Below are 24125 nucleotides of genomic sequence, written 5' to 3' on the forward strand. Positions count from 1 at the left end.
CGGCTAACGGAGCGTCGTCCGCCAGCCGGCAAGGGACTGTGTCATTTCACCCTTTCCTGCGCAAGGTCGCTCAGGATGCCGGCGGCGACGCTGACCTTGGCAAGCGTCGCCTCGCCCGTCTCCGTCAGCGCGGAGAGGTTGGCCGTCACACGGGCCAGCCGTTCCTTCTCGCTCTGCTGCCAGGCGGTAAGCGGCGCCTTGTCGCCCTTGTGGCGGGTCAGCACGGCGGTGGTGAGGTCGCGGCGGGCATTGGCGATGTCGGTGAGGCTGCGCTGCAGGGCCAGCGCCTCGTAGAGATCGCCGGTCGGAATGCGGGCGGCCGCGGCCAGCAGGCGGCCGATGTTCAAGCTGCCGCTGATGCCCGCGAAGGCCTGCGCGGTCTTGCTCAGCGTATCGCCGGTCGCCGTCGCGATCAGCATCACCTCGGGAACGAAGATCAGCATGGAAAGCGTCGTGATCTCGGCGGCGAGCTCTGCCGGCACGCCTTCATCCTCATAGGCATGGGCCCTGCGGCGGGCCTCGTCGCCGGCGGCCTCCGACACGAGCGTCGAAAGATGCGGGCGAAGCTGCTTCAGCGCCTGCTTGAGCTTGTGGATCGCCTGGTCGAGCGGGCCGGACACGGCGCCCGTGGTCAGGAGCAGGCTGGTGACCGTCGCATAGATGCGGCCGATCTCCTCGTAGAGCTCGTTCTGGACGTCTCCGGAAACCTGGTTGTCCAGCGCATCGACGCCGGCATAGAGCGCAGGCAGGCCGTAGCCATCCCGCGCGATGACGGCCGCCTTGACCGCATCGGCCGGGCCGAAGCCCGTGCCGTCGGTGAGGCCGTTGATGAAGGCCGGACCGCCGCGGTTGATCACCTCGTTGACGAGGATGGTCGCGATGATCTCGCGGCGCAGCCGATGCGAGCGGATATCGTCGGCATAGGCCTTCTGCATCTTGGCGGGGAAGTAGCCCGTCAGCGTCGGCTCGAAATAGGGATCATCGGGCAGGCTGGTGTGAATGAGTTCGTCGAACAGCACCAGCTTGGCATAGGAGAGCAGCACGCCGATTTCCGGGCGCGTCAGCGGCTTGCCGGCCTGGTAGCGTTCGGCGAGCGTGCGGTCATCAGGCAGCGTCTCGACCTTGCGGTTGAGATGGCCGGAGCCCTCCAGGCGGTCCATCAGGCGGGTAAGGGATGCGCGGTTGCCCGTGCCCTGCCGTTCCGTGAGCGAAATCGCCAGCGATTGCAGGTAGTTGTTTCGCAGGACGAGTTCGGCGACCTCGTCGGTCATGGTGGCGAGCAGCACGTTGCGCTTGGCACGTGTGAGCCGCTCGTCGCGCATGGCCGAGGCGAGCGCGATCTTGATGTTGACCTCGACGTCGGAGGAATTGACGCCCGCCGAGTTGTCGATGGCGTCGGAATTGCTGCGTCCGCCCTTCAGGCCGAAGGCGATGCGGCCGCGCTGGGTGACGCCGAGATTGGCGCCCTCGCCGATCACCTTGGCGCGCACGTCCTCGCCGACGATGCGGATGGCGTCGTTGGCGCGGTCACCGACCTCGGCATCCGTCTCGTTCTGGCCGCGGATATAGGTGCCGATGCCGCCGAACCACAGGAGGTCGACGGGGGCTTTCAGGATCGCCGTCATGATCTCGAATGGCGTCGCCTTGGCCTTGTCGATGCCGATGACCGCCATGGCCTCCGGGGTCAGCGTCACGGATTTTTCCGTGCGCGGAATGATCATCGCACCCTTTGAAAGCGCCGAGCGGTCGTAATCCTGCCAGCTGGAGCGCGGCAGGTTGAACATGCGGCGCCGCTCGGCAAAGGACGTGTCGGTATCCGGGTTCGGATCGATGAAGATGTCGCGATGGTCGAAGGCCGCGACGAGGCGGATCTTGCGCGACAGCAGCATGCCGTTGCCGAAGACGTCGCCCGACATGTCGCCGACGCCGGCCACCGTGAAGGGTGTCTTCTGGATGTCGATGTTCATTTCGCGGAAGTGGCGCTTGACGGTTTCCCAGGCGCCGCGGGCGGTGATGCCCATCTTCTTGTGGTCGTAGCCGGCCGAGCCGCCGGAGGCGAAGGCGTCGTCGAGCCAGAAGCCGGCTTCCTGAGCAAGGCCGTTGGCCGTGTCGGAGAAGGTGGCCGTGCCCTTGTCGGCCGCGACGACGAAATAGGGATCGTCACCATCGAGACGGATGGTATCGGCCGGCGGCACGACGTCCTGCCCGACAATGTTGTCGGTGACGGAGAGCAGCGTGCGGATATAGGTCTTGTAGGCCTCGGTGCCCGCCTTGAAGATGGCGTCGCGGCTGCCGCCGGCGGGAAGCTGCTTGGGATAGAAGCCGCCCTTGGCGCCAACGGGCACGATGACGGCGTTCTTCACCTGCTGCGCCTTGACGAGGCCGAGCACTTCCGTGCGGTAATCCTGTGCCCGGTCGGACCAGCGCAGGCCGCCGCGGGCGACCTTGCCGAAGCGCAGGTGCACGCCCTCCACCTCGGCACCGTAGACGAAGATCTCGCGGAACGGACGCGGTTCCGGCAGGCCGTCGAGCGCCTTCGGGTCGAGCTTGATCGCCAGCGTCTTGCGCGGCTTTCCGTCGGCATCGTGCTGGAAATAGTTGGTGCGCAGCGTCGCCTGCAGCGCATTGACGTAGCGGCGCAGGATCCGGTCCTCGTCGAGGCTCGGCACGTCGGCCAGCGCATCCTCGATGGCCGTTGCGGCTTCGGTGGATTTCTTGTCGCGCTGGCGTTCGGACAGTTTCGGGTCGAGACGTGAATCGAACAGGCGGAACAGGCTCGCGGCAATGGCCGGGTACTTGTTCAGCGTATCGGCTATATAGCCCTGGGAATAGGCGATGCCGGTCTGGCGCAGGTAGCGCGAATAGGTCCTGAGCGCCATGACCTCGCGGGCGGAAAGCCCGGCGGTGATGATGAGGCGGTTCAACGCGTCGTCGTCCACCTCGCCATGCCAGGCGGCGAGGAAGGCCTCCTCCAGCATCGGGCGCAGCCTGGCGAGATTGATCTCGATACCGTCGCGGTGCTTCAGCTCCATGTCGTGCAGCAGCACGCGGCGCTGCTCGCCGTCGAGACCGACGACGGTGAGGTCATGCGTCTGCTCGCTGATGACGTTGAAACCGAGATTCTCGAGCAGTGGCACGCGGCGCGACAGCGAGACCGGCTCGTTGGCGTGGAAGATCTTCAGCTCGACGGAGCTGAGGTCGGTGTTCCAGGCCTTGCGGTAGAAGGCGATGCTGATCGGGTTGTCGGCGGTCGCGGTGGTGATGAGCGCGAGGTCGGCATGGGCTTCGGCGGGGGTGAAATCCTCCTGATAGCCGCGATCGGCGATGAGCCGCAGGCCGTTCCTGTCGGACAGTGCCTCGAAGCGATCTGTCCAGCGCGTCGCGATCTCGCGCACGGCCTGTTCGAGCTTGTTCTGCGCAATGCGGGGCGTCTTGCCGCCGGAGCGGCCGATGATGAAATGCACGCGCGCGAGGCCGCCTTCCGGGAAGGCCGGATAATAGGCGGAGACGCGGCCGTCGTAAGCCGACTTCAGGTAATTGCCGATCTTCTCGCGCACATCCGAATCATATTGCTCGCGCGGCACATAGACGATGACGGAGACGAAGCGGTCGAAGCGGTCGATGCGCGGCAGGACCCGGATGCGCGGCCGGTCGGACAGTTCGTTGATCTGTTCGCAGAAGGTGGCGAGCAGGCCGGTGTCGATCTGGAAGAGGTCGTCGCGCGGATAGGATTCCAGCGTGTTGATCAGCATCTTGCCGGAATGGCTCTTGGGGTCGTAGCCGAAATGCTCGACGACATGCTCCACCTTGGAACGCAGCAGCGGGATCTGGCTGGCGGCGTGGGTATAGGCGGTGGAGGTGAACAGGCCGACGATACGCAATTCGCCGATGACCTTGCCCTTCTCATCGAAGCGCTTGAGGCCGATATAGTCCATATAGGCGCGCCGGTGCACGACGGACTTCGCATTGGCCTTGGTGACGATGAGGAAATCCGGCCCCTCCAGGAATTCCAGGATTTCCGGTGTTGTCGTCACGGCGTCCTTGCCGAGGCGCAGCACGCGGACGTCGGGATCGGAGAGAATGCCGAGGCCCTCGCCGCCGCGTTCCACCGTGGCATTCGCGCCCTTGCCGGAATAGCTGTATTCCCGCATGCCGAGGAAGGTGAAGTTGTTGCCGCGCAGCCAGTCGAGGAAGGCGAGTGCTTCGCTCTTGCCGGCTTTCTCCTTGGCGAAGCGCTCCAGGTCGCCCCGCGCGCCATCGAGCTTTTCCAGCATGGCGGGCCAGTCGTCCACCGCGAGATGGACCTGATTGAGGACGTTTCTCACGCGCTCGGTGAGGGCCGCGGCTTCTGCCGCCGACATTTCGGGCAGGTGGATCTCGATATGGCTGACCCGCTGGCCGGGTTCGCTTGGCTCGTCCGGCGAAAACAGCTTCGGTGCGGCACCGGGCGCGACAACGAGAATGGGGTGGATCGCCAGAAGGATATCGCGGTAGCTGCTGGTCACCTCGCCCATCACCGAATCGTAAAGGAACGGCTGGTTGCGATCGGTGACGGCGAGGACGGACACCGGCTGGCCCTGCGGCTTCACGTCCGGCAGGGTGGTGACCGTCACGCGCGGTGCGGTGCCGTCCCAGGCTTCCAGCTCGCCCATGGCATGGGCGGAAGCAACCGCCAGCATCGCGCCGGTATAGTGGTCGAGATCGTCCTTGCTGGCACGTCCGAAAAGGATGTCCGGGTTCAGTGTTTTCGCGCCGAGGGCTGCGGCAGCCGCCTTGGCGGCCTCGATATGCTTTTCTCTTTTCATGCTCATCCTGGAACCCCTGGAAATTCCCTCGAATCCGATGCCGGGACGTTAGCAGAAGAAAAAAACGGCGCGATGAAATTTGTGTTTTCCTGAGAAAATTCAATCGATTTTGTCCGAAATAGGTCAGTTATACTGTCGTTTCGACGGGAAATTCATGGATTTTCGTCGGAATGCCGTTTGAAGCGGCTCCAGACCGTATCGGACGTCGGTCTGCATGATGCCTTCTGTCGGTGCCGACGTTGACAGGGCGTGGTGCGGTTTGCCATCACTTTTGCGCAGAAGGGGAGCAGGCCATGGGTGAGAGCGACAAGGGCGCGGTCATCGTCATTTCGAGCCATGTGGTGCGTGGCACGGTGGGCAATCGCGCGGCCGTCTTCGCGCTGGAGACGCTCGGCCATCCGGTCTGGGCGCTGCCGACGGTCATCCTGCCGTGGCACCCCGGCCATGGGAAATCCACGCGCGTCGTGCTGTCGCCGGAAGAGTTCGATGCGATGATCTCCGACCTCACCCAGGCGCCCTGGCGCGGCGAGGTCAAGGCCGTCCTGACCGGCTATCTCGGCAGTGCCGCGCAGGTGCGCTCCGTCGCGCGGCTGGTCGAGAGTCTGCGGGCCGAAAATCCCGATCTTCTCTATATGTGCGACCCGGTCTGCGGCGATGAGAAGGGCCTCTACATCGCCGAGGAGACGGCGGTCGCCATTCGCGACGACCTCATTCCGCTCGCATCGATCGCAACGCCCAACCGGTTCGAACTCGCCTGGCTTGCCGGCGCGCCCTTGGAGACGAACGGGCAGATCATGGAGGCGGCGCTGGCGCTCGGTCCCTCACGCATGCTGGTCACCTCGGCGCTGCCGCTGATGGCCGGCAGTACGGGCAATCTCTATCTGTCCGGCCGCAACGCGCTCTTGGCCGAGCACCGGCTCGTGCCCAACCCGCCGAACGGCACCGGCGACCTGCTGGCCGCCATTTTCCTGTCGCGCCTGATGGAGGATCTGACGGAGGAGCGACGCCTGATGACGGCGACGGCCAGCGTCTTCGAGATCGTTGCGCGCACGGCCAAGCGCGGCGCCGACGAACTCACGCTTGAACAGGACGCATCCAGCATCTCCACGCCGATGGCCATGGTGCACATGCGCCGGCTGATGCATCCGGCGCAGACGCGCAAGACCTGACGCGATCCGGCCTTGCGCGGTGGCCTTCGGGATGGTTTATGCAGAACCGGATGAGGCCATCCGCCAGATCGCACACGGGGTATTCCGACACCATGAACCGCTTTCCCGATCGCCTCCTGAACGGCTACCGCAATTTCATGTCCGGGCGTTATGCCGAGCAGTCGGCGCGTTATCGCGCGCTGGCCGAGACCGGCCAGAAACCCAAGACGCTCGTGGTCGCCTGTTGCGACTCCCGCGCCGCACCGGAGACGATCTTCGACAGCGGCCCGGGTGAACTCTTCGTCGTCCGCAACGTGGCCAACCTCGTGCCGCCCTATGAGCCGGACGGGCAGTTCCACGCCACGTCGGCCGCGCTCGAATTCGCGGTGCAGTCGTTGAAGGTCACGGACATCCTCGTCATGGGCCATGGCCGCTGCGGCGGTATCTCGGCAGCGCTCGATCCGGAAGCCGAACCGCTCTCGCCGGGCGATTTCATCGGCAAGTGGATGGGCATGCTCAAGCCCGTCGCCGAGCAGATCCAGGGTGCGGAAATGCTCACGCAGGGCGAGCGCCAGCGTGCGTTGGAGCGCGTTTCCATCCGCAATTCCATCGCCAATCTCAGGACCTTCCCCTGCGTGCGTATTCTGGAGGAAAAGGGTCGCCTCCAGCTGCATGGCGCCTGGTTCGATATCTCGACGGGCGAACTGTGGATCATGGACGCGGTCACCGGCGATTTCCGGCGCCCGAGCGCATGAAAAAACCGGCGTGGTTGCCCGCGCCGGTTTCATGTCCATGAGTTGGTAGCCCTGCGGCGGCGCGATGCGCCGCGCAGCAAGACGTTCCTCAGTTGCCGTCGATTTCAGCGCCGATGATGGCGATCGCGCGCTGGTAGACGCTTGCGGCGTTCCAGCCCTGAAGCGCGCCGAAGTTCGGCTGGCCGGGCTGGTAGCCCGCGCCCGCGCTCCAGCCGTGGCCGCGCAGGAAGTTGGCCGTGGAGGCCAGCGCGTCGGCCTTGGAGCCGACGAGGTCGATGCGGCCGTTGCCGTCGCCGTCGACGCCGTATTTCAGGACGTTTGCCGGCAGGAACTGCGTCTGGCCGATCTCGCCATGCGCCGCGCCGCGGGCCGTGGTCGAAAGCGTGCCGTTCTGCACGAGCTGTAGCGTCGCGTAGAGCTGGTTGGTGAAGTATTCCGAGCGGCGGCAGTCATAGGCGAGCGTCGCGACGGCGGAGATGGTGTGCTCCTTGCCGAGGAAGCTGCCGAAGCCGGTTTCCATGCCCCAGATCGCCAGAAGCGGGCCGGCGGGAACGCCGTAGCGGGCTTCGATGCGGTTGAACAGCGCCGCGTTCTGCTGCTTCAGGCTCTTGCCGCGGCGAATGATCGCCTGCGCGCCGCGCTTCTGCATGAACTGGTCGAGGGAAAGCTTGAAGCTCTTCTGTCCGCGGTCGGCGCGGATCGTCGCACGGGCATAGCTGACATTGGCGAAGGCCTTGTCCAGCGTCGAACGGCTGATGCCGCGGCTTGCCGCCTCGCCCTTGAAAGCGTCGATCCAGGCGGGGAACCCGCCCGCGTCGTTGCCACACTTGGCAGCGTGTGCCGCCGCCGGCATCGCCGCGATGGCGATCATTGCGGCCAGAACCTTGCCCGCGCTCTTTGTCATGCCCATCAAGAACCCCGTGATCTCGTCAATACCGCTGCGGGAACATGCCATGCTCCCCTGTTCCTGTCATCGCAACTCGGCGTGAACCGGCCGAGGCCTTCAAGACAAAGCCCCGACTGTTCTTTAACGGAACAACCGGGACTTTTATTGAAACATGATTAAGAGAACGTTGCCATTTCTTGAGAAAGCCGGCCGAACCGTTCCCTTTATCCTGTCAGGCGGCCTGCTTCTTCGCCTTGATCAGGCCGCGGGCAACGAGCAGCTCCGCGATCTGGATGGCGTTGAGGGCTGCACCCTTGCGCAGGTTGTCGGAAACGACCCACATGTTCAGGCCGTTTTCGACGGTCGCGTCCTCGCGGATGCGCGAGATGTAGGTGGCGTCCTCACCGGCGGATTCGTAGGGCGTGATGTAGCCGCCGTTCTCGTGCTTGTCGATGACCTGGCAACCGGGTGCTTCGCGCAGGATCTCGCGCGCCTCGTCGGCGGTGATTTCCTTCTCGAACTCGATGTTGACCGATTCCGAATGGCCGATGAAGACGGGAACGCGCACGGCCGTGCAGGTGACCTTGATCTTCGGGTCGAGCATCTTCTTGGTTTCGGCGAGAACCTTCCACTCTTCCTTCGTGTAGCCGTCTTCCATGAAATTATCGATGTGCGGGATGACGTTGAAGGCGATGCGCTTGGTGAACTTCTTCGATTCGACGGGATCGGCGACGAAGACGGCGCGGGTCTGCTGGAAGAGTTCGTCCATGCCTTCCTTGCCGGCGCCGGAGACGGACTGGTAGGTCGAGACGACGACGCGCTTGATGGTGGCGCGGTCGTGCAGCGGCTTCAGCGCAACGACGAGCTGGGCGGTCGAGCAATTCGGGTTGGCGATGATGTTCTTCTTGCTGAAGCCCGCAATCGCATCCGGGTTCACTTCAGGAACGATCAGCGGAACCTCGGCGTCGTAGCGCCAGGCCGACGAATTGTCGATGACGACACAGCCCTGGGCGCCGATCTTCGGCGAATACTTCTGCGAAACGGTGCCGCCGGCCGACATCAGGCAGATGTCCGTATCGGAAAAATCGTAGTTTTCGAGGTTCTGCACCTTCAGCGTCTTGTCGCCGAAGGAGACCTCGGTGCCCTGCGAACGGGCGGAGGCCAGCGCCACGACCTCATCGGCGGGAAAACCGCGCTCGGAAAGGATGTTCAGCATTTCACGGCCGACATTGCCGGTCGCGCCGGCGACTGCGATCTTGAAACCCATGTCTAAAGCTCTCTTTCTCTGTCTCTCCGCTGGGTCAGGAGGGGAAACCCGTCGGCCATGACGCGGGTTTCGGTCCCCGGCCATACCGGGGAGAGAGCGGTGGCCAGAGACGTCAGACGGTTTTCGTCGTCGTTTTGGCCGTTGTTTTGGAAATCGATACGCAATGACGAACCCGTCCGGCGTTGAAGGCCGGAGCGATCATGCGGGCGATGGAATTTCCAAGGCGAAACATGGCGGTCCCTTTTGCGTGCGTGCTGAATACGCTCATCTGGTGAAGAGTCAAGTGTTCCTTGACGCTCGGCGGCATTCCATCGGCCACCCAGTCTCCATCTAAGGCTTCCACTTAAGTCTTACGCCAAAAGTCATAAGCCGAAAGCAGCGGTGATGTCACAATCTGTTTTCTGTCATCCTTTCATCAGGCGCACCCTGCCCTGTGTTCTCGGGAGGAACACGGGGCCTTTCACGGGCTGCCCGACACGCCGTTTTTGTGGAGGACAATGAAATGGCAAATGTTTCGACCGTGGGCGACGCCAAGGCCGCGCCCATGACGGGCGAGCAGAAGAAGGTGATCTTCGCCTCTTCGCTCGGCACCGTCTTCGAGTGGTACGACTTCTATCTCTACGGTTCGCTGGCCATCTATATCGGCGCGACCTTCTTCAGCCAATATCCGGAAACGACGCGCAACATCTTCGCGCTTCTGGCCTTTGCCGCCGGCTTCCTGGTGCGCCCCTTCGGCGCGCTGGTGTTCGGCCGCCTCGGCGATCTCGTCGGGCGCAAGTACACCTTCCTCGTCACCATCCTGATCATGGGCGTCTCGACCTTCGTGGTGGGCCTGCTGCCCGGCGCGGCCACCATCGGCATCGCGGCTCCGATCATCCTGATCATCCTGCGCATGCTGCAGGGCCTGGCGCTTGGCGGCGAATACGGCGGTGCTGCGACCTATGTTGCCGAGCACGCCCCCCAGGGCCGGCGCGGCTACTTCACCTCATGGATCCAGACGACGGCGACGCTCGGCCTGTTCCTGTCGCTGGTGGTGATCCTTGCGGTACAGTTCATCGTCGGCAAGGAAGCCTTCGCCGAATGGGGCTGGCGCATTCCGTTCCTGCTGTCTGTCGTTCTGCTCGGCGTTTCCGTCTGGATCCGCCTGAAGATGAACGAATCGCCCGCCTTCAAGAAGATGAAGGAAGAGGGCAAGGGCTCCAAGGCACCGCTGACGGAAGCCTTCGGCCAGTGGCGCAATGCCAAGATCGCGCTGCTCGCGCTGTTCGGCGCCGTCGTCGGCCAGGCCGTCGTATGGTATTCCGGCCAGTTCTACGCTCTGTTCTTCCTGACGGGCGTGCTGAAGGTGGACGGCCAGTCGGCCAATATCATGGTCGCCTGTTCGCTTCTCATCGGCACGGGCTTCTTCGTCTTCTTCGGCTGGCTGTCGGACAAGATCGGCCGCAAGCCCATCATCATGGCCGGCCTGCTGCTGGCGATGCTGACCTACTTCCCGCTGTTCAAGGCACTGACCTGGGCCGGCAACCCGGCGCTCGCCGAGGCGCAGGCGACGATCCGCGCGACCGTCACCGCCGCGCCCGGCGACTGCAAGTTCCAGTTCAACCCGACGGGCACGGCGAAGTTCACGACATCGTGCGATATCGCCACCTCGTTCCTCACCCGCAACTCGGTGCCCTATGACGTCGTCACGACGGCGCCGGCCGGCACGCCGGCCACGGTGAAGATCGGCGAGCAGACGATCACGAGCTATGACGCGATCGCTGCCGGCGACCAGGCCAAGGCCCTCGACGGCGCCTTCCAGAAGCAGACCAACATCGCGCTCCACGACGCCGGCTATCCGCTGGTGCGCGGCGCGGCCAAGGTCCCGGACTCCAAGCTCGACGCCTTCGTCGCGGCCAATCCGGAACTTGCGCTCGATGCGACGGCGATCCGCGCCGGCGAGAAGGCGACCACGCCGGTCGCCGACCTGGTCACCGCCAAGCTGTTGACGGCCGAAGAGGCTGCCGGCGCCACCGAGATGGACGTCTACACGATTGCCAATGGCGGCGCCTTCACCATGGTCGCCGACCCCGCAAACGTTAACTGGATCGGCACCATCGCGGTCCTGACCGTCCTCGTGATCTATGTCACGATGGTCTATGGCCCGATCGCCGCGCTGCTGGTCGAACTGTTCCCGACCCGCATCCGCTACACCGGCATGTCGCTGCCCTACCATATCGGTAACGGCTGGTTCGGCGGCCTGCTGCCGGCAACGGCCTTCGCGATGAGCGCGGCCCAGGGCGATATCTACTACGGTCTCTGGTATCCGATCGTCTTCGCAGGCATCACGCTGGTCATCGGCCTTCTGTTCCTGCCGGAAACGAAGGACCGCGACATCCACGCCATGGATTGATCACCCCCTTCCGATCCGCCCATGGCGACCCGGCTCGTGGCAACACGGGCCGGGTTCTTTCATTTCGGGGATGGAAGAAGCGTGGTCAGCCGCGGCCAGCCGTTTTCGCCGAACCGGAAGAGCCATTGCCGGCTCGCGAAGAAAAACGCGGTCGCCACCGCCGTCCAGAGGCCGAGCAGGAGGCCTGCGGCCACGTCGCTCGGATAATGCGCGCCGACGATGACACGCGAGACGCCGATCGTGAGAGCGCCCAGCAGGAAAAGCGGCCGCAGCCGTGGCGCGAGCATGGAAAAGGCGCCGAAAAAGGCCCCGACCGCCGCCGAATGGCCGGACGGGAAGCTGGAATAGAGATCGTCATAGGCGAACGGCGTCAGGCTGTAGGCGCCGTGGTCGGCAAAGAGTTCCGGCCGTGCCCGGCCCACGATCAGCTTGAAAAGATGCACCAGCGCGCTCGTCGCGCCGATGGTCACGAAGAAATAGAGCGCCAGCCATCCCGCCGCCGTCGCCCGCTCTCCCAGCGCATGGTTCCAGCTCACGCGCCCGAGGATGTAAGCGAGGATCACGACCAGCCCGGAGCCGTAGATCATCCAGCGGAAGGTGCCGAAATCCGTGATGTGCCGGTTGAAGGTGACGATGGCGTCCGGAAGCCTCTGCGCGTATTGTGAAATCAACGGATCGAGGGGAAGCAGGGCCACGACGAGCACGGCCGTGGCGGCGAAAATCCAGAGCGAGGAGGTCGCAAGCGATCGGTTCATGGTGGTCCTTTGAAACAGGCGTCGTCTGCATGTGTTCGCCGGTTGTGGCTTTTCAAGGGATGCAAACGAAAAAGCTCCCGGCGCGCTGGCGACGGGAGCCTTTTTGGACCACGCCGGCGATGCCGGCGCGTGTTGTCAGGCGGAGAGTTTCTTGAAGGCGGCGAGGATGGCGTCGCCCATTTCGACCGTGCCGACCTGGCGGCAGCCTTCGGCCATGATGTCGCCGGTGCGCACGCCGCTGTCGAGAACCTCGGCGATCGCCTTCTCCAGGTTGTCGGCCTCGGCGATCATGTTGAAGGAGTAGCGCAGGCACATGGCGAACGAGGCGATCATGGCGATCGGGTTGGCGATGCCCTTGCCGGCAATGTCGGGCGCCGAGCCGTGGACCGGCTCGTACAGCGCCTTGCGCCGACCCTTGACGTCGGGGGCGCCGAGCGAGGCCGACGGCAGCATGCCGAGCGAGCCCGTCAGCATGGCGGCGACGTCGGAGAGCATGTCGCCGAACAGGTTGTCCGTTACGATGACGTCGAACTGTTTTGGCGCACGGACGAGCTGCATGCCGCCGGCGTCGGCGAGCATATGCTCCAGCTTGACGTCGGAATAGGCGCGCTTGTGCGTCTCGGTCACGACCTGGTTCCACAGCACGCCCGACTTCATGACGTTGCGCTTTTCCATGGAGCAGACGCGGTTGTTGCGCGTGCGGGCGAGTTCGAAGGCGACGCCTGCGATACGCTCGATCTCGTAGGTGTCGTAGACCTGCGTGTCGATGCCGCGCTTCTGGCCGTTGCCGAGATCGATGATCTCCTTCGGCTCGCCGAAATAGACGCCGCCCGTCAATTCGCGCACGATGAGGATGTCGAGGCCTTCCACGAGCTCAGGCTTCAGCGAGGAGGCATTGGCAAGCGCCGGGTAGCAGATGGCCGGGCGCAGGTTCGCGAAAAGCTGCAGGTCCTTGCGCAGGCGCAGCAGGCCGGCTTCGGGACGCACTTCATAGGGCACGTCATCCCACTTCGGGCCGCCCACGGCGCCGAACAGGACGGCGTCGGCCGCAAGCGCCTTCTCCATGTCGCCTTCCGAGATCGCCGCGCCATGGGCGTCGTAGGCGCTGCCGCCGACGAGGCCTTCGTCGGTGGTGAAGCCCGCGCCGAGTTCGGCGTTCATATAGGCGATGATCTTGCGGACTTCCGCCATGGCTTCCGGGCCGATGCCGTCGCCGGGCAGAAGGAGGAGGTTACGCGCTGTCATGGGATTGTCCTTGATGTCACGGAATGGTCGCGCGCTTCTTAGCGCAACTTCCGTTCAAGGAAAATCGCCGAAAAGAAAGAATTTTGCGCGATTGCCTCGGCCTTTCGGCTAGGTCCGGCGCAGGGCCGTCACTTCGATCTCGATCAGCATTTCGGGCCGGATGAGATCGCAGACGATCATGGTCGCAGCCGGCCGGACCGTGCCGAAGGTTTTGCCGAGGATGGGAAAGACGCGGTCCGCGAAGGCGGGGTCCGTCACGTAATAATGGCAGCGCACGATGTCTTCGACGGCAAAGCCGGCCTCTGTCAGAACGTCGCTGATGGTGGCAAGGTAGTTGCGCGTCTGATCCTCGACGCTGTCCGGCATGGTCATGGTGGTATAGTCGTAGCCGGTCGTGCCGGAAACGAAGCACCAGTCGCCCTGCACGACGGCGCGCGAATAGCCCGCCGTCACTTCGAAGGGAGAGAGCCGGATGAAATCAGCCGGCGCATGGCATCAAGCCCAGGGGCGCGAGGATGCGGTCTGCTTCTCGAAGCTGTCGATGGCGGTCGCCTTCTCCAGCGTCAGGCCGATGTCGTCGAGGCCGTTCAGCAGGCAGTGGCGGCGGAAGGCATCGATTTCGAAGCCGATGCGGCCACCGTCGGGGCCGGTGATTTCCTGGGCTTCCAGGTCGACGGTCAGGATGGCATTCGCGCCGCGGCTGGCGTCGTCCATCAGCTTGTCCAGGTCTTCCTGGCTGACGACGATCGGCAGGATGCCGTTCTTGAAACAGTTGTTGTAGAAGATGTCGGCGAAGCTCGTGGAGATCACGCAGCGGATGCCGAAGTCGAGCAGGGCCCACGGCGCATGTTCGCGCGAGGAGCCACAGCCGAAATTGTCGCCGGCAACGAGGATCGAGGCGTTCTGGTAGGCCGGCTTGTTCAGCACGAAGGTTTCGTTGAGGCTGCCATCCTCATTGTAGCGCGCTTCGGCGAAGAGACCCTTGCCGAGGCCCGTGCGCTTGATGGTCTTGAGGTAGTCCTTCGGAATGATCATGTCCGTGTCGATATTGACGACGGGGAGCGGCGCGGCGACGCCGGTCAGCTTGACGAACTTGTCCATGCGGAAACCCTCGGAATATGGAAGTCGATTTCGCCAAGCGTTTAAATCAGTTTTCCCGGAATTTGAAGGAAAATCTTGATCGGGGCCGCAAGGACGGCGCCGGGCGCGGAGGCAGGCGCCCGGATATCCTCTTTCGGGAGGACGCCTCTGTCAGAGGTCGATGATCGTGCCGCGGCCGTCGTTCCAGATCCGCGGCTCGCGCTGACCGGCGGTCGCGCGGTCGTTGCGGGCGCGCGCCGTTGCGCGGACCGGAGTCGGCTGGAATTTCGCTGCAAGCAGGGATCCAAGCATCAGGACGGCGGTGATGCCGACGATGGCGAGGCCGACCGAGGCGGCGAATACGATGGTCACGCCGGCGACAAGCATGGCGAAGACGGTGAAGATGATGGAGCGAATGCGCTGCATTTTGATTTGCCCTTTTCTCTGACAAGCAATGTGGGGGGCGATTTTGTCCATTGCAAGGCCGAATCTCATCGTGCTTGCGGGTTGCGACAAAGCGCGTCACAAAGGCACGATGAACAGGACACCGCATCACCATCCGCTTCACTTGCGCCGCTCGCTGTTGAGCGTTCCCGCGGTCAATGCGCGGGCGCTCGCGAAATCCGCGACGCTCGATTGCGACGCGATCATCTATGATCTCGAGGATTCCGTCCTGCCGGAGAAGAAGGCCGAGGCGCGCGCCGCGCTGATCGCGCATTTCGCCGCGCTCGACCGCAGCGACGGGCGCGAGCACGTGATGCGGATCAACCCGCTCGACGGGCCGGACGGCCTGCGCGACCTCGAGGCCGCACTCCAGTGCATGCCCGATGCCGTGCTTCTGCCAAAGGTGTCGGGGCCGCAGGACATCCTCGCGGCTGCCGACTGGTTTTCCGAAGCCGGTGCCGACGACGGACCGCGCCTCTGGGCGATGATCGAGACGGCCGCCGCCCTTCTCAATCTCTCCTCCATCGCCGAGACGGGGCGTACGCAGGGCGGACGGCTGGATTGCTTCGTCGTCGGGCTGAACGACCTGCGCAAGGAAACCGGGATCGCCGATATTGCCGGCCGGCCCTTCCTCGTGCCTCTGCTGCTTCAGGTGGTCGTGGCCGCGCGCGCCTGCGGCCTCGATGTCGTCGACAGCGTCTTCAACGATTTCGCGGACAGCGACGGCCTGGCCGCCGAATGCCGGCAGGGCCGCCAGATGGGGTTCGACGGCAAGATGCTGATCCATCCCGCGCAGATAGCCGCCGCCAATGACGCCTTCGGCGTGACGGAAGCGGAAGCCGCCGAGGCGATCGCCATCGTTGCCGCCTTTTCGGCGCCCGAAAATGTCGGCAAGGCCGTCGTTAATATTGCCGGCCGCATGGTGGAGAAGTTGCATGCCGAGCAGGCGGAGCGTCTGCTCGGCAAGGCCGACCTGATCAACGAGAGAAAGAAAGCATGAAAGTCTACCGATTCCTCACCGGCCCCGACGACGCATCCTTCTGCCACAAGGTCACGCTTGCGCTGAACAAGGGCTGGGAGCTGCACGGCTCGCCGACCTACGCCTACAATGCGGAGGCGAAGATCATGCAGTGCGGCCAGGCCGTGGTGAAGGATGTGCCCGGCAAGGACTATACGCCCGACATCAAGCTTTCGGAGCAATGAGCGCGATATAAGCGGCTGGTGCGTGCACAGCCCAAGCGCTTCAAGCCCGATGCATTCCGGTATCATCGGTCGGGCTTGACCCGCTTCAGGAGGATTGCTCCGCCGCGATCTCCGCGCTCGCCTCGATGCGCTCCATGTCGTCATCCGACAGGCCGAAATGATGGCCGATCTCGTGGATGAGGACATGGGTGACGATGTCGCCGAGCGTTTCCTCGTTCTCCGCCCAGTAATCCAGGATCGGACGGCGATAGAGCGTGATGCGGTTCGGCATTTCGCCTGTCTCGACGGTGAAACGCTCGGTGATGCCGCGACCCTCGAACAGGCCGAGCAGATCGAAGGGCGTTTCGAGCGCCATGTCCTCGAAAACATCGTCGCTGGGGAATTCGGAGATCTCGATGATCAGGTTGCCCGTCAGCGCGCGGAATTCCTCCGGCAGGTGACCGTAGGCCTCGAGCGCAAGGGATTCGAATGTGCTGATAGTCGGGGCGTGGCGGTTGCGCCAATCCTCGGTCTGGTCAATGCGGGCCATGAAGTCTCCTTTGACCGTCATATAGACGATTTCCAGCGTTTTTCGAGGGTTGAATTTGCACGCCGGGCATGCGCGCCGGGCGTCCCTCAAGGCGAGGCGGGACGATTCGTGTCGCCAGACGCGTGGCAAAGGCGGCAGACCGTCTTTTATGCAATAAAACGTGATCGGTCAGTTTGTCGCACGCTTTCACGATTTTTGCCCGCTGGTTTGAGCCGTAAGCGCATGAAAAGACGATATTTTTGATCAAGATTAGAACGACTCTAAGTTTGCGCAGGGCAGCAAGTGATGCGATCATTCTTGACAGTCAATGTCCTCTTTTGCTTAATCCCGGAAACTCAGTGCTTTGCGTATGACGGGCAAGTCGAAATGCTGGTTTGCAGCTGCAATTTCATCACCGAAAAGGACATCGTGGACGTGATCAACGGCCTCCTCGACGAGGACTGTTGGCAGCTCATCGTGCCTGCGAAAGTCTATCACGCGATGCAAAAGCGTGGCCGCTGCTGTGGCTGTTTTCCCAACGTCGTGGACATCATCATCCGCACGACGGAGCAATACCACGCCCGCGGCGACTCGACGGATGCCGAGATTTTTGATTTCATGACCCGCCTCAAACAGTTCCATGAAGAAAACAGGAGAGCGGATCTTGAAAGGCGACACAAGGGTCATCGAGCAGCTTAACGAAGCGCTCTATCTCGAGCTGGGTGCTGTCAACCAGTACTGGCTTCACTACCGCCTTCTCGAGGACTGGGGTTACACGCTTCTCGCCAAGAAGGAACGTGCCGAGTCCATCGAAGAAATGCAGCACGCCGACAAGCTCGTCGCCCGCATCATCTTCCTTGAAGGCCACCCGAACCTGCAAACCGTCGCACCGCTGCGCATCGGCCAGAACGTCAAGGAAGTTCTGGAAGCCGACCTTGCCGGCGAATACGATGCCCGCACGGCCTACAAGAAGTCGCGCGACATCTGTCACGACGCCGGTGACTACGTCACCATGAAGCTGTTCGAAGAGCTGCTGATCGACGAGGAAGGCCATATCGACTTCCTCGAGACCCAGCTGGAGCTGCTCGGCAAGCTCGGCGAGGAAAAGTACGGCCAGCTCAACGCAGCGCCGGCGAACGAAGCCGAATAAGACCGGCCTTCATCCACGCATACGAAAATCCCCGGCTTGCCGGGGATTTTTTTGTCAGGGCGCGAGATAGGCGAAGGTCGCCACGACCTCCTCGTAGACCTTGCGCTTGAACGGAACGATGAGCTCGGGCAGGTCGCGCATGGGCTTCCAGGCCCATTCGTCGAACTCGGCCGTGTGCCCGCCCGGCGGCGGGTTGATGGCGATCTCGCTTTCATCGCCCTCGAAGCGGAAGGCGAACCAGCGCTGCGTCTGGCCGCGATATTTTCCCTTCAGGCCAATGCCGATCAGGTGCGCCGGCAGGTCGTAGTTGATCCAGCGGCCGGCATCGGCGATCAGCGAGACGCTCTTCATGCCGGTCTCTTCGTAGAGCTCGCGGTACGCGGCCTCCAGCGGGTCCTCGCCCTCGTCGATGCCGCCCTGCGGCATCTGCCAGAGCTGCGGCGAGCCGTCATATTCGGAATTGCCGACCGCGAGCCGGTGACCGGCCCAGACCTTGTTTTCGGCGTTCAGCACCATGATGCCCACACAGGGGCGGTAAGGCAGGTCCTCGGCCCTGACCACCTTGTCCTTTTCCTTGCCCATCGGGAGTTCCTATCGTTTGGCGGGAATGTCTGCGAGCGATGCGACGCCGACGATCTCGATGCCGCGCGTGCCGGCTTCCTCGCACCATTCGCGGATGGCGTCCACACTTTCGTCAAAGGCCGAGGCGATGCCGATCGCGGTGCCGTTGCGCCGTGCGATGCGTTCCAGCTCATCGAGCTTCTTCAGGACGGCCGTGCGCGAGAGATCGGCGTCGAGCTGGAGGTCGGCAAAGGCATGCGGTGCGGAGACGGCGCCGGCAATGGTGCCCGAAAGCGACTGGGCGGAGCTGGCATCGTCCAAGAAGAGCAGGCCGCGGCTTGCCACGTCGCGCATCACGGGCTCCAGCGCGTCGGCGCTGGAGAGGAAGCGGCCGCCCATGAAATTCACGATGCCGGTATAGTTGGTGATCCGCGCCATCGCGCGGTGCAGCTCGGCGAGGTTCTGCGCCTCGCTCATGTCCGTGCGCAGCGTGTAGGGGCCGGGATCGTTCTGCGGATAATCGAAGGGTTCGAGCGGCAATTGCAACAGGATTTCGTGGCCGGCGCGCCGCGCCTCCTGCATCCAGCGCTGCAGGCTGTTGCCGCTGGCGGCAAAGGCCAGCGTCACCTCGCCCGGCAGTTCGCGGATGGCGCGCTGCGTGCCCGTCTGGCTGAGGCCGAGGCCGCCCACCACGATGGCGATCCGCGTGCCGCGCGCGCCCGACCATGGGCGGGCATACTGGTCCATCGGGCGCGTGCCGTCGAGACCGATGACCGGGATCTTGCCGTCGGAGGTGTCTTCCAGGAGATCTTCGTTCGGGAAGGCTGCCGTGCGGGCATCCTGGCCGACACGGTTTGCCTCGAGGATGACGGGACCGGTGCCGTCGCGCGTGCCGGGCGCATATTTGCGCACGACGCTTCCGTCGTCGGTGACGGTTTCCTCGACGCGTGCGCCGGAGAGGCCGTTGGCCCTGCGCACGCCGTCGCCGGGCTCAGCGGCCTTCCGGTCGGGCCCGGCATCCGCCGTTTCGATGGTTTCAGCGGGGACGGCAAACGGTTCCGTGCGCAGGCCGCTGGGCGCCAGCGCCGTCCAGCCGGACAGTCCGATCAAACCCGCGACGGCCAAAGCAGACACGACCCTGCCGGCGGGGAACCGTGACGGTCCCTTCCGTCCGGGCCTCGCCTTGCGGTCCTGGCCGAGAGGTGCGTGAATGTCTGTGCCCAAGGTCAGTCCGCGCTGGCCGGAAGGTGCGTGAAGACAGGGCCCGCGCGGTGACGGGCCCTGCGAATGCGACTTACTGCTTCAGCTCGGCCTTTTCCGGATTGGCCGGGAAGGACGGGTCGGACTTCTGGCCACGCAGCAGTTCGAGCGCGTATTGAAGCTGGACGTCGTCCTTGGCTTCCGGCGGCACGTAAGCGGAGGAGCCGGAGCCCGCTTCCGTCTCGCTCTGGCCCTGGATATGGCCGCGCAGGCTTGATTCGGCCGCGTTCTCGATCTTGCCCTGCAATTCCGGCGGCAGCGGCTGCTCGACGGTAATGTCGGGCGTAATGCCGGTGCCCTGGATCGATTTGCCCGACGGCGTGTAGTAGAGCGCCGTCGTCAGGCGAAGCGCGCCGGCGTCGCCCATCGGGATGATGGTCTGGACCGAACCCTTGCCGAAGGAACGCGTGCCGAGCACGGTGGCGCGGCGCAGGTCTTGCAGCGCGCCGGCGACGATTTCCGAAGCCGAGGCCGAGCCGCCGTTGATCAGCACGACGACCGGCTTGCCGTCGGTGATGTCGCCAGGCGTCGCGTTGAAGCGGCGGGTTTCGTCATCGTTGCGGCCGCGCGTCGAAACGACTTCGCCGCGCTCCAGGAAGGCGTCGGAGACGTTGATCGCCTGGTCGAGCAGACCGCCGGGGTTGAGGCGCAGGTCGAGCACGTAGCCCTTCAGCTTGTCGGCCGGAACCTCTTCCTTGATCTTGGTGATCGCGGCTTCGAGATCGTCATAGGTCTTCTCCGTGAAGGAGATGACGCGCAGGTAGCCGACATTGTCCTCGACACGCGACTTGACGGCCCTGACAGCGATGATGTCGCGCTTGATCGTCAGTTCGATCGGCTTGTCGGCGCCCTTGCGGATCAGCGTGAGCTTGATGGGCGTGTTGACCGCGCCGCGCATCTTCTCGACGGCGTCCTCAAGCTTCAGGCCGCGCACGTCCTGTCCGTCGATCTTGGAGATGAAGTCGCCGGCCAGAACGCCCGCGCGCGAAGCCGGCGTATCGTCGATCGGCGTGATGACCTTGACGAGCTCGTCTTCCATCGTGACCTCGATGCCGAGGCCGCCGAACTCGCCCTTGGTCTGGGTGCGCATGTCCTCGGCATCCTTGGCATTCATGTAGGACGAGTGCGGGTCGAGCGAGGTCAGCATGCCGTTGATGGCATTCTCGATCAGTTGGTCTTCCTTCGGCGGCGTCACATACTGGGCGCGCACGCGTTCGAAGACATCCCCGAAAATGGAAAGCTCGCGATAGGTCGACGAGCCGGCGGCTTCCGCGGGCAGCGTAACCGTGTTGATGACGCTCATGGCCGTGGCACCCATGAGTGCACCGACGATAACAAGTGAAGCCCTACGTATCATTGCGTGCCTTTCCAGAAATTTTGGCGGACCACCACGGCCGGGAATCAACCGGTTTTCCGTTCTTTCGAAACTCAATGTAAAGTGTCGGCTTGTCCGTTTCCAGCGTCAAAGCGTTCACACTTGCGATCCTCTTTTCGCCCATCACGGCGAGCGGCTCTCCCGCCACGACGAACTGGCCTTCCCGCACGTTCACCTTGTCCATGCCGGACAGGACGAGGTGGTAACCCTCCCCCGCGTTCAGAATGATCATGCGTCCGTAACTGCGAAACGTCCCGGCAAAGACGATCCATCCGTCGGCAGGGGCCGTGACGAGCGCGCCGGGATTGGTGGCGAGCGTCAGCCCCTGGGAATCGTGGCCGGTTCCGTCGGCGTCGCCGAATTGGCGCAACGGGTCGCCTGCCACGGGATAATCGAGTTTTGCCTGCAACTGTGAAAATTCATATGCGGGAGCAATGCGGTTTTTGTCGGGCACGCTGTCGCGCGCCAGCGCCCTCGCCTTCTCCCGCTCGGCCTCGCTCAGGCCGCGCCGTTCCTCTTCCTTGGCGCGGGCGAGCGCGGCGGCATCACGCACCGAGCCGATCTCCTTCTCCAGGCTGCCGATCAGGCCTTCCAGGCTCGTCGCGCGGCCGGCCAGCTCCTCCGCGCGCCGCTTTTCGGCGGCAAGCGTGCGGTTGTTGGTTTCCGTCAGCGCCTCGTTCTGGGCGACCAGCAGTTCCGAGCGTTTCTCCTCGTCCAGCCGGATCTGCATGGCGTCCGTCAGTTCGGTCTTTTCGCGGTCGATGTCGCTCTTGATGTCCATTAGCGCGGCGAGATCGTCGATCAGCGCATCGGTTTCCTTGCGGATGCCGGGCACGACCGCACCGAGCAGGATGGCGCTGCGCACGGAGGCCAGCGCGTCGTCGGGCGTCACCAGCAGGGCGGGCGGCGGATTGCGGCCCATGCGCTGCAAGGCGGCGAGAACCTCGGCCAGCACGCCGCGCCGCTCGTGCAGCGAGGCGCGCACGCCCGCCTCCTGTTCACGCATGCCTTCGAGCCGCTTTTCGCCGGCGAGAATCTTCTCCTCCATCTGCTTGCGCAGGGCGGCGGACTGGACGATGGCGTCGCGCAGGGTCTGGCGCGACTTGTCGAGCCGGGCGATCTCCGCCTCCAGCTCTTTCGTCTTTTCCTCGGAAACGCTGATGGACTGGGAGAGCGATTCGAGTTCGCGGCGCGTGCTGTCGCGGCGAAGGGCGAGGGCCGCGGCGGGATCCGGTTCGACACGGGGCAGCGAACCGGTCTTTTCGGTCGTGACGACCGTCTCGTCCGGTTCGGCGAGGACGGGATGGGTGAGCGCCGCCACCAGGAGCACAGCCGACAGCATTGCCGGCCGCAGCAGGCGGCTGACACCTTCACCGGGATGGGCTGTGCCGGTTTTCCTCATCGTCTTCCGAACATCCGTTCCCTTCGCTCTATGCTGATTTGCGGACTTCGCCAAGAAAGAGCGCCAAAAATAGGGCTGGCGGCACAGTGCGCGGTCAGGCTTGCGCGGCCATGGCGCGTGCGTCAGCTGCGATGATAGGGGTGGCCGGAAAGAATGGTGACGGCGCGGTAGAGCTGCTCGGCCAAAAGGATGCGCACGAGCTGGTGTGGCCAGGTCATCTTGCCGAGGCAGAGTGTTGCGTCCGCGCGGTCGTAGAGGGCGGGATCGAGCCCGTCGGCGCCGCCGATCGCGATCATCAGCTCGCGCTTGCCGGCATCGCGAAAGCCGCCGAGAAGAGTGGCGAAGCCGGGCGAATCGAGCGACTTGCCGCGCTCGTCGAGCAGGATCAGCACGGCGCCGTCAGGCAGCGCCTTTTCCAGCATCGCCGCTTCCTCGCGCTTTCGCGTATCGGCGTTGCCGGCGCGGCTTTCGCCGACCTCCGTCATCTTGCCGAGTTCGAGGCCGATCGCCGGGCCGGCCTTGGCGAAACGGTCGATATAGCGGGCCGCAAGATCCTTCTCAGGGCCGGCCTTGAGCCGTCCAACCGCAAAAAGTCCCACCCGCATCGCCGAAGCCCTGTCCGTTGTCGTGGTGCGGCGATCTCTACGCACGCACCGCTCTTCCTCGCCGGACAGGCGCCCGGCGTTATGTCAAAGCGCAGGTCTCGCGCAAAACCGCATCGCGTTCTTGCCGGATCCGCTCAGTGAACCGTACCGTCCTCGATTTCGGGAGCCGCCCACATCCGTTCGATGTTGTAGAACTCCCGGATTTCCGGCCGGAACACATGGATGATGATATCGCCCGTGTCGATCAGCACCCAGTCGCCGGCTTCAAGGCCCTCGACGCGGGCATTGCCCAGGCCTTCGTCCTTGAGATCGGAGATGAGGTGATCGGCGATCGCCATCACATGACGGTTCGAGCGTCCGGACACGACCACCATGTAGTCGCCCAGCGCCGATTTCCCGGCAATGTTGATGGACACGATATCTTCTGCCTTCGAGTCCTCGAGACTGGCGAGGACCAGTTGAAGGGCACGGTCGGCTGCATCGTCGCTGCGTCCCGCGCTCTTGGAGAAAACGCCATAGACGTTCCCCTTTGCGTGCACTGTTGTCAGGTTCGTTCCTTTCTGGATCAGAACAGCACGTCCCGTACCGGCAAAGCGCGCCGATACCTGCCAAATGTAGGCATCAATGGGTATCGGTTTCAAGACGTCACTTCTGAGGGATGGTTTTATCTAGGTCGGTGCGCGTGCGCAGGGCCGTGGAACTGAGCGCCGAGCGCGGCCCGTGGATGAAGGTCCAGGCGGGTGCGCGCCGGCCCGGCAGCGTCATGGCGTCCTCTTCGTCGACGCGGGCATAGTCGAAGGTCTTGGCCATGCGCGAGGAGAGATAGGCGAGCGTCGAGCCCGGCCGGTCGATGACGGCGATGGGGAAGGTGCGGGCGATCTTCCGCCAGTTCTGCCACTTGTGGAATGTCGCGAGATTGTCCGCGCCCATGATCCAGACGAAATTCACCCCACGGTTCAGCGCCTGTACGCGCTCCAGCGTCTTGGCAGTGTAGCTCTGGCCGAGCCGTTTCTCGAAGGCCGTCACCTTCACACGCGGCCCGGGCGCCATGGCCTCGCTCATGCGGATACGCTCTGCGAGCGGCGCAAGCTGCTTGTGGTCCTTCAGCGGGTTTCCGGGCGTCACCATCCACCAGAGCTGGTCGAGACCGAGCCGGCGCAGGGCCGTTTCGGCCACGAGCGCATGGCCCTCGTGCGGCGGATTGAAGGAACCGCCGAACAGGCCGACCGCCATGCCTTTCTCGACATGGGGCATTCTCAGATAGCGTTCTTCGACCGCGTCCGA

Annotated in this window: 24 protein-coding genes and 1 pseudogene; 7 read left to right on the plus strand and 18 right to left on the minus strand. The window is 64.0% G+C overall.

Annotated features, from left to right (window positions below; translation table 11 throughout):
- Nucleotides 1-41: 41 nt before the first annotated feature.
- Nucleotides 42-4811: an NAD-glutamate dehydrogenase gene (locus GR158_RS15720; RefSeq protein ID WP_160871719.1), complete on the minus strand. Its 4770-nt coding sequence runs from the start codon at nucleotides 4809-4811 to the stop codon at nucleotides 42-44.
- 287 nt (nucleotides 4812-5098) lie between these two features.
- On the opposite strand from GR158_RS15720, the gene pdxY reads away from it, so the two are divergent.
- Both pdxY and GR158_RS15730 read left to right on the plus strand, forming a co-directional pair.
- A complete protein-coding gene (pdxY, locus tag GR158_RS15725; protein WP_134648485.1) occupies nucleotides 5099-5974 on the plus strand; it encodes a pyridoxal kinase PdxY in 876 nt (291 codons plus the stop codon).
- Nucleotides 5975-6066: 92 nt separating this feature from the next.
- A complete protein-coding gene (locus GR158_RS15730) occupies nucleotides 6067-6708 on the plus strand; it encodes a carbonic anhydrase (protein ID WP_134648483.1) in 642 nt (213 codons plus the stop codon).
- A gap of 88 nt (nucleotides 6709-6796) precedes the next feature.
- On the opposite strand, the gene GR158_RS15735 is transcribed toward GR158_RS15730, so the two are convergent.
- The 3 genes from GR158_RS15735 to GR158_RS25165 all read right to left on the minus strand — a co-directional run bounded on the left by GR158_RS15735 (nucleotide 6797) and on the right by GR158_RS25165 (nucleotide 9180).
- Nucleotides 6797-7618 carry a lytic transglycosylase domain-containing protein gene (locus GR158_RS15735; protein WP_160871720.1) on the minus strand — a complete coding sequence of 274 codons (822 nt, stop codon included), beginning with the start codon at nucleotides 7616-7618 and terminating at the stop codon, nucleotides 6797-6799.
- A 208-nt stretch (nucleotides 7619-7826) separates the two neighbouring features.
- Nucleotides 7827-8861 carry an aspartate-semialdehyde dehydrogenase gene (locus tag GR158_RS15740; RefSeq protein WP_134648479.1) on the minus strand — a complete coding sequence of 345 codons (1035 nt, stop codon included), beginning with the start codon at nucleotides 8859-8861 and terminating at the stop codon, nucleotides 7827-7829.
- Between the two features lie 112 nt (nucleotides 8862-8973).
- A complete protein-coding gene (locus GR158_RS25165) occupies nucleotides 8974-9180 on the minus strand; it encodes a hypothetical protein (protein ID WP_134648477.1) in 207 nt (68 codons plus the stop codon).
- Between the two features lie 183 nt (nucleotides 9181-9363).
- Between GR158_RS25165 and GR158_RS15745 the strand changes: the two genes are divergently transcribed.
- Nucleotides 9364-11253, plus strand: coding sequence for an MFS transporter (locus GR158_RS15745; RefSeq protein WP_160871721.1), 1890 nt, complete (start codon nucleotides 9364-9366; stop codon nucleotides 11251-11253).
- Nucleotides 11254-11312: 59 nt separating this feature from the next.
- On the opposite strand, the gene GR158_RS15750 is transcribed toward GR158_RS15745, so the two are convergent.
- The 5 genes and pseudogenes from GR158_RS15750 to GR158_RS15770 form a co-directional block, all read right to left on the minus strand.
- Nucleotides 11313-12008 carry a phosphatase PAP2 family protein gene (locus tag GR158_RS15750; protein ID WP_160871722.1) on the minus strand — a complete coding sequence of 232 codons (696 nt, stop codon included), beginning with the start codon at nucleotides 12006-12008 and terminating at the stop codon, nucleotides 11313-11315.
- Between the two features lie 135 nt (nucleotides 12009-12143).
- Complete coding sequence (gene leuB / locus GR158_RS15755; RefSeq protein WP_134648471.1) at nucleotides 12144-13253, minus strand: 3-isopropylmalate dehydrogenase; 1110 nt, start codon at nucleotides 13251-13253, stop codon at nucleotides 12144-12146.
- A 108-nt stretch (nucleotides 13254-13361) separates the two neighbouring features.
- Nucleotides 13362-13744 (minus strand): annotated as a pseudogene (locus GR158_RS15760) (RidA family protein).
- A gap of 4 nt (nucleotides 13745-13748) precedes the next feature.
- On the minus strand, nucleotides 13749-14354 hold the full coding sequence (gene leuD, locus GR158_RS15765) for a 3-isopropylmalate dehydratase small subunit (protein ID WP_134648469.1): 606 nt from the start codon (nucleotides 14352-14354) through the stop codon (nucleotides 13749-13751).
- Between the two features lie 150 nt (nucleotides 14355-14504).
- Nucleotides 14505-14759 carry a hypothetical protein gene (locus GR158_RS15770; RefSeq protein ID WP_134648467.1) on the minus strand — a complete coding sequence of 85 codons (255 nt, stop codon included), beginning with the start codon at nucleotides 14757-14759 and terminating at the stop codon, nucleotides 14505-14507.
- 109 nt (nucleotides 14760-14868) lie between these two features.
- Between GR158_RS15770 and GR158_RS15775 the strand changes: the two genes are divergently transcribed.
- Together GR158_RS15775 and GR158_RS15780 are read left to right on the plus strand one after the other, a co-directional pair.
- Complete coding sequence (locus GR158_RS15775) at nucleotides 14869-15777, plus strand: CoA ester lyase (RefSeq protein WP_160871723.1); 909 nt, start codon at nucleotides 14869-14871, stop codon at nucleotides 15775-15777.
- Entirely contained in the window at nucleotides 15774-15980 is a 207-nt protein-coding gene (locus GR158_RS15780) for a DUF1737 domain-containing protein (RefSeq protein WP_134648463.1), read from the plus strand. The genes GR158_RS15775 and GR158_RS15780 overlap by 4 nt, the downstream gene beginning before the upstream one ends.
- Before the next feature lie 85 nt (nucleotides 15981-16065).
- On the opposite strand, the gene GR158_RS15785 is transcribed toward GR158_RS15780, so the two are convergent.
- Both GR158_RS15785 and GR158_RS15790 read right to left on the minus strand, forming a co-directional pair.
- A complete protein-coding gene (locus GR158_RS15785) occupies nucleotides 16066-16509 on the minus strand; it encodes a metallopeptidase family protein (protein WP_134648461.1) in 444 nt (147 codons plus the stop codon).
- Entirely contained in the window at nucleotides 16496-16804 is a 309-nt protein-coding gene (locus GR158_RS15790) for a hypothetical protein (RefSeq protein WP_160871724.1), read from the minus strand. Before GR158_RS15790 ends, GR158_RS15785 begins: the two co-directional genes overlap by 14 nt.
- 71 nt (nucleotides 16805-16875) lie before the next feature.
- Between GR158_RS15790 and GR158_RS15795 the strand changes: the two genes are divergently transcribed.
- The gene (locus tag GR158_RS15795; RefSeq protein ID WP_134648636.1) at nucleotides 16876-17187 is read left to right on the plus strand and encodes a bacterioferritin-associated ferredoxin; all 312 of its coding nucleotides are present in this window, start codon (nucleotides 16876-16878) and stop codon (nucleotides 17185-17187) included.
- Entirely contained in the window at nucleotides 17153-17638 is a 486-nt protein-coding gene (gene bfr / locus GR158_RS15800) for a bacterioferritin (RefSeq protein ID WP_134648459.1), read from the plus strand. Before GR158_RS15795 ends, bfr begins: the two co-directional genes overlap by 35 nt.
- A 54-nt stretch (nucleotides 17639-17692) precedes the next feature.
- Here bfr and GR158_RS15805 read toward each other — a convergent pair whose 3' ends face one another.
- The 7 genes from GR158_RS15805 to GR158_RS15835 all read right to left on the minus strand — a co-directional run bounded on the left by GR158_RS15805 (nucleotide 17693) and on the right by GR158_RS15835 (nucleotide 24095).
- A complete protein-coding gene (locus tag GR158_RS15805; protein ID WP_160871725.1) occupies nucleotides 17693-18220 on the minus strand; it encodes an RNA pyrophosphohydrolase in 528 nt (175 codons plus the stop codon).
- Between the two features lie 9 nt (nucleotides 18221-18229).
- Nucleotides 18230-19423, minus strand: a complete 1194-nt coding sequence (locus GR158_RS15810) for a divergent polysaccharide deacetylase family protein (RefSeq protein ID WP_160871726.1) — start codon at nucleotides 19421-19423, stop codon at nucleotides 18230-18232.
- A gap of 70 nt (nucleotides 19424-19493) precedes the next feature.
- Complete coding sequence (locus tag GR158_RS15815) at nucleotides 19494-20816, minus strand: S41 family peptidase (RefSeq protein ID WP_134648453.1); 1323 nt, start codon at nucleotides 20814-20816, stop codon at nucleotides 19494-19496.
- Nucleotides 20806-22236: a murein hydrolase activator EnvC gene (locus GR158_RS15820; protein ID WP_246665674.1), complete on the minus strand. Its 1431-nt coding sequence runs from the start codon at nucleotides 22234-22236 to the stop codon at nucleotides 20806-20808. The genes GR158_RS15815 and GR158_RS15820 overlap by 11 nt, the downstream gene beginning before the upstream one ends.
- 122 nt (nucleotides 22237-22358) lie before the next feature.
- A complete protein-coding gene (gene rlmH, locus GR158_RS15825; protein ID WP_160871823.1) occupies nucleotides 22359-22841 on the minus strand; it encodes a 23S rRNA (pseudouridine(1915)-N(3))-methyltransferase RlmH in 483 nt (160 codons plus the stop codon).
- Nucleotides 22842-22975: 134 nt separating this feature from the next.
- A complete protein-coding gene (rsfS, locus tag GR158_RS15830; protein ID WP_160871824.1) occupies nucleotides 22976-23455 on the minus strand; it encodes a ribosome silencing factor in 480 nt (159 codons plus the stop codon).
- Nucleotides 23456-23486: 31 nt separating this feature from the next.
- Nucleotides 23487-24095 carry a nicotinate-nucleotide adenylyltransferase gene (locus GR158_RS15835; RefSeq protein WP_246665682.1) on the minus strand — a complete coding sequence of 203 codons (609 nt, stop codon included), beginning with the start codon at nucleotides 24093-24095 and terminating at the stop codon, nucleotides 23487-23489.
- Nucleotides 24096-24125: the final 30 nt, after the last annotated feature.

The sequence above is a fragment of the Shinella sp. AETb1-6 genome (genome assembly GCF_009826875.1).
In the GTDB taxonomy this organism is placed as follows: domain Bacteria; phylum Pseudomonadota; class Alphaproteobacteria; order Rhizobiales; family Rhizobiaceae; genus Shinella; species Shinella sumterensis.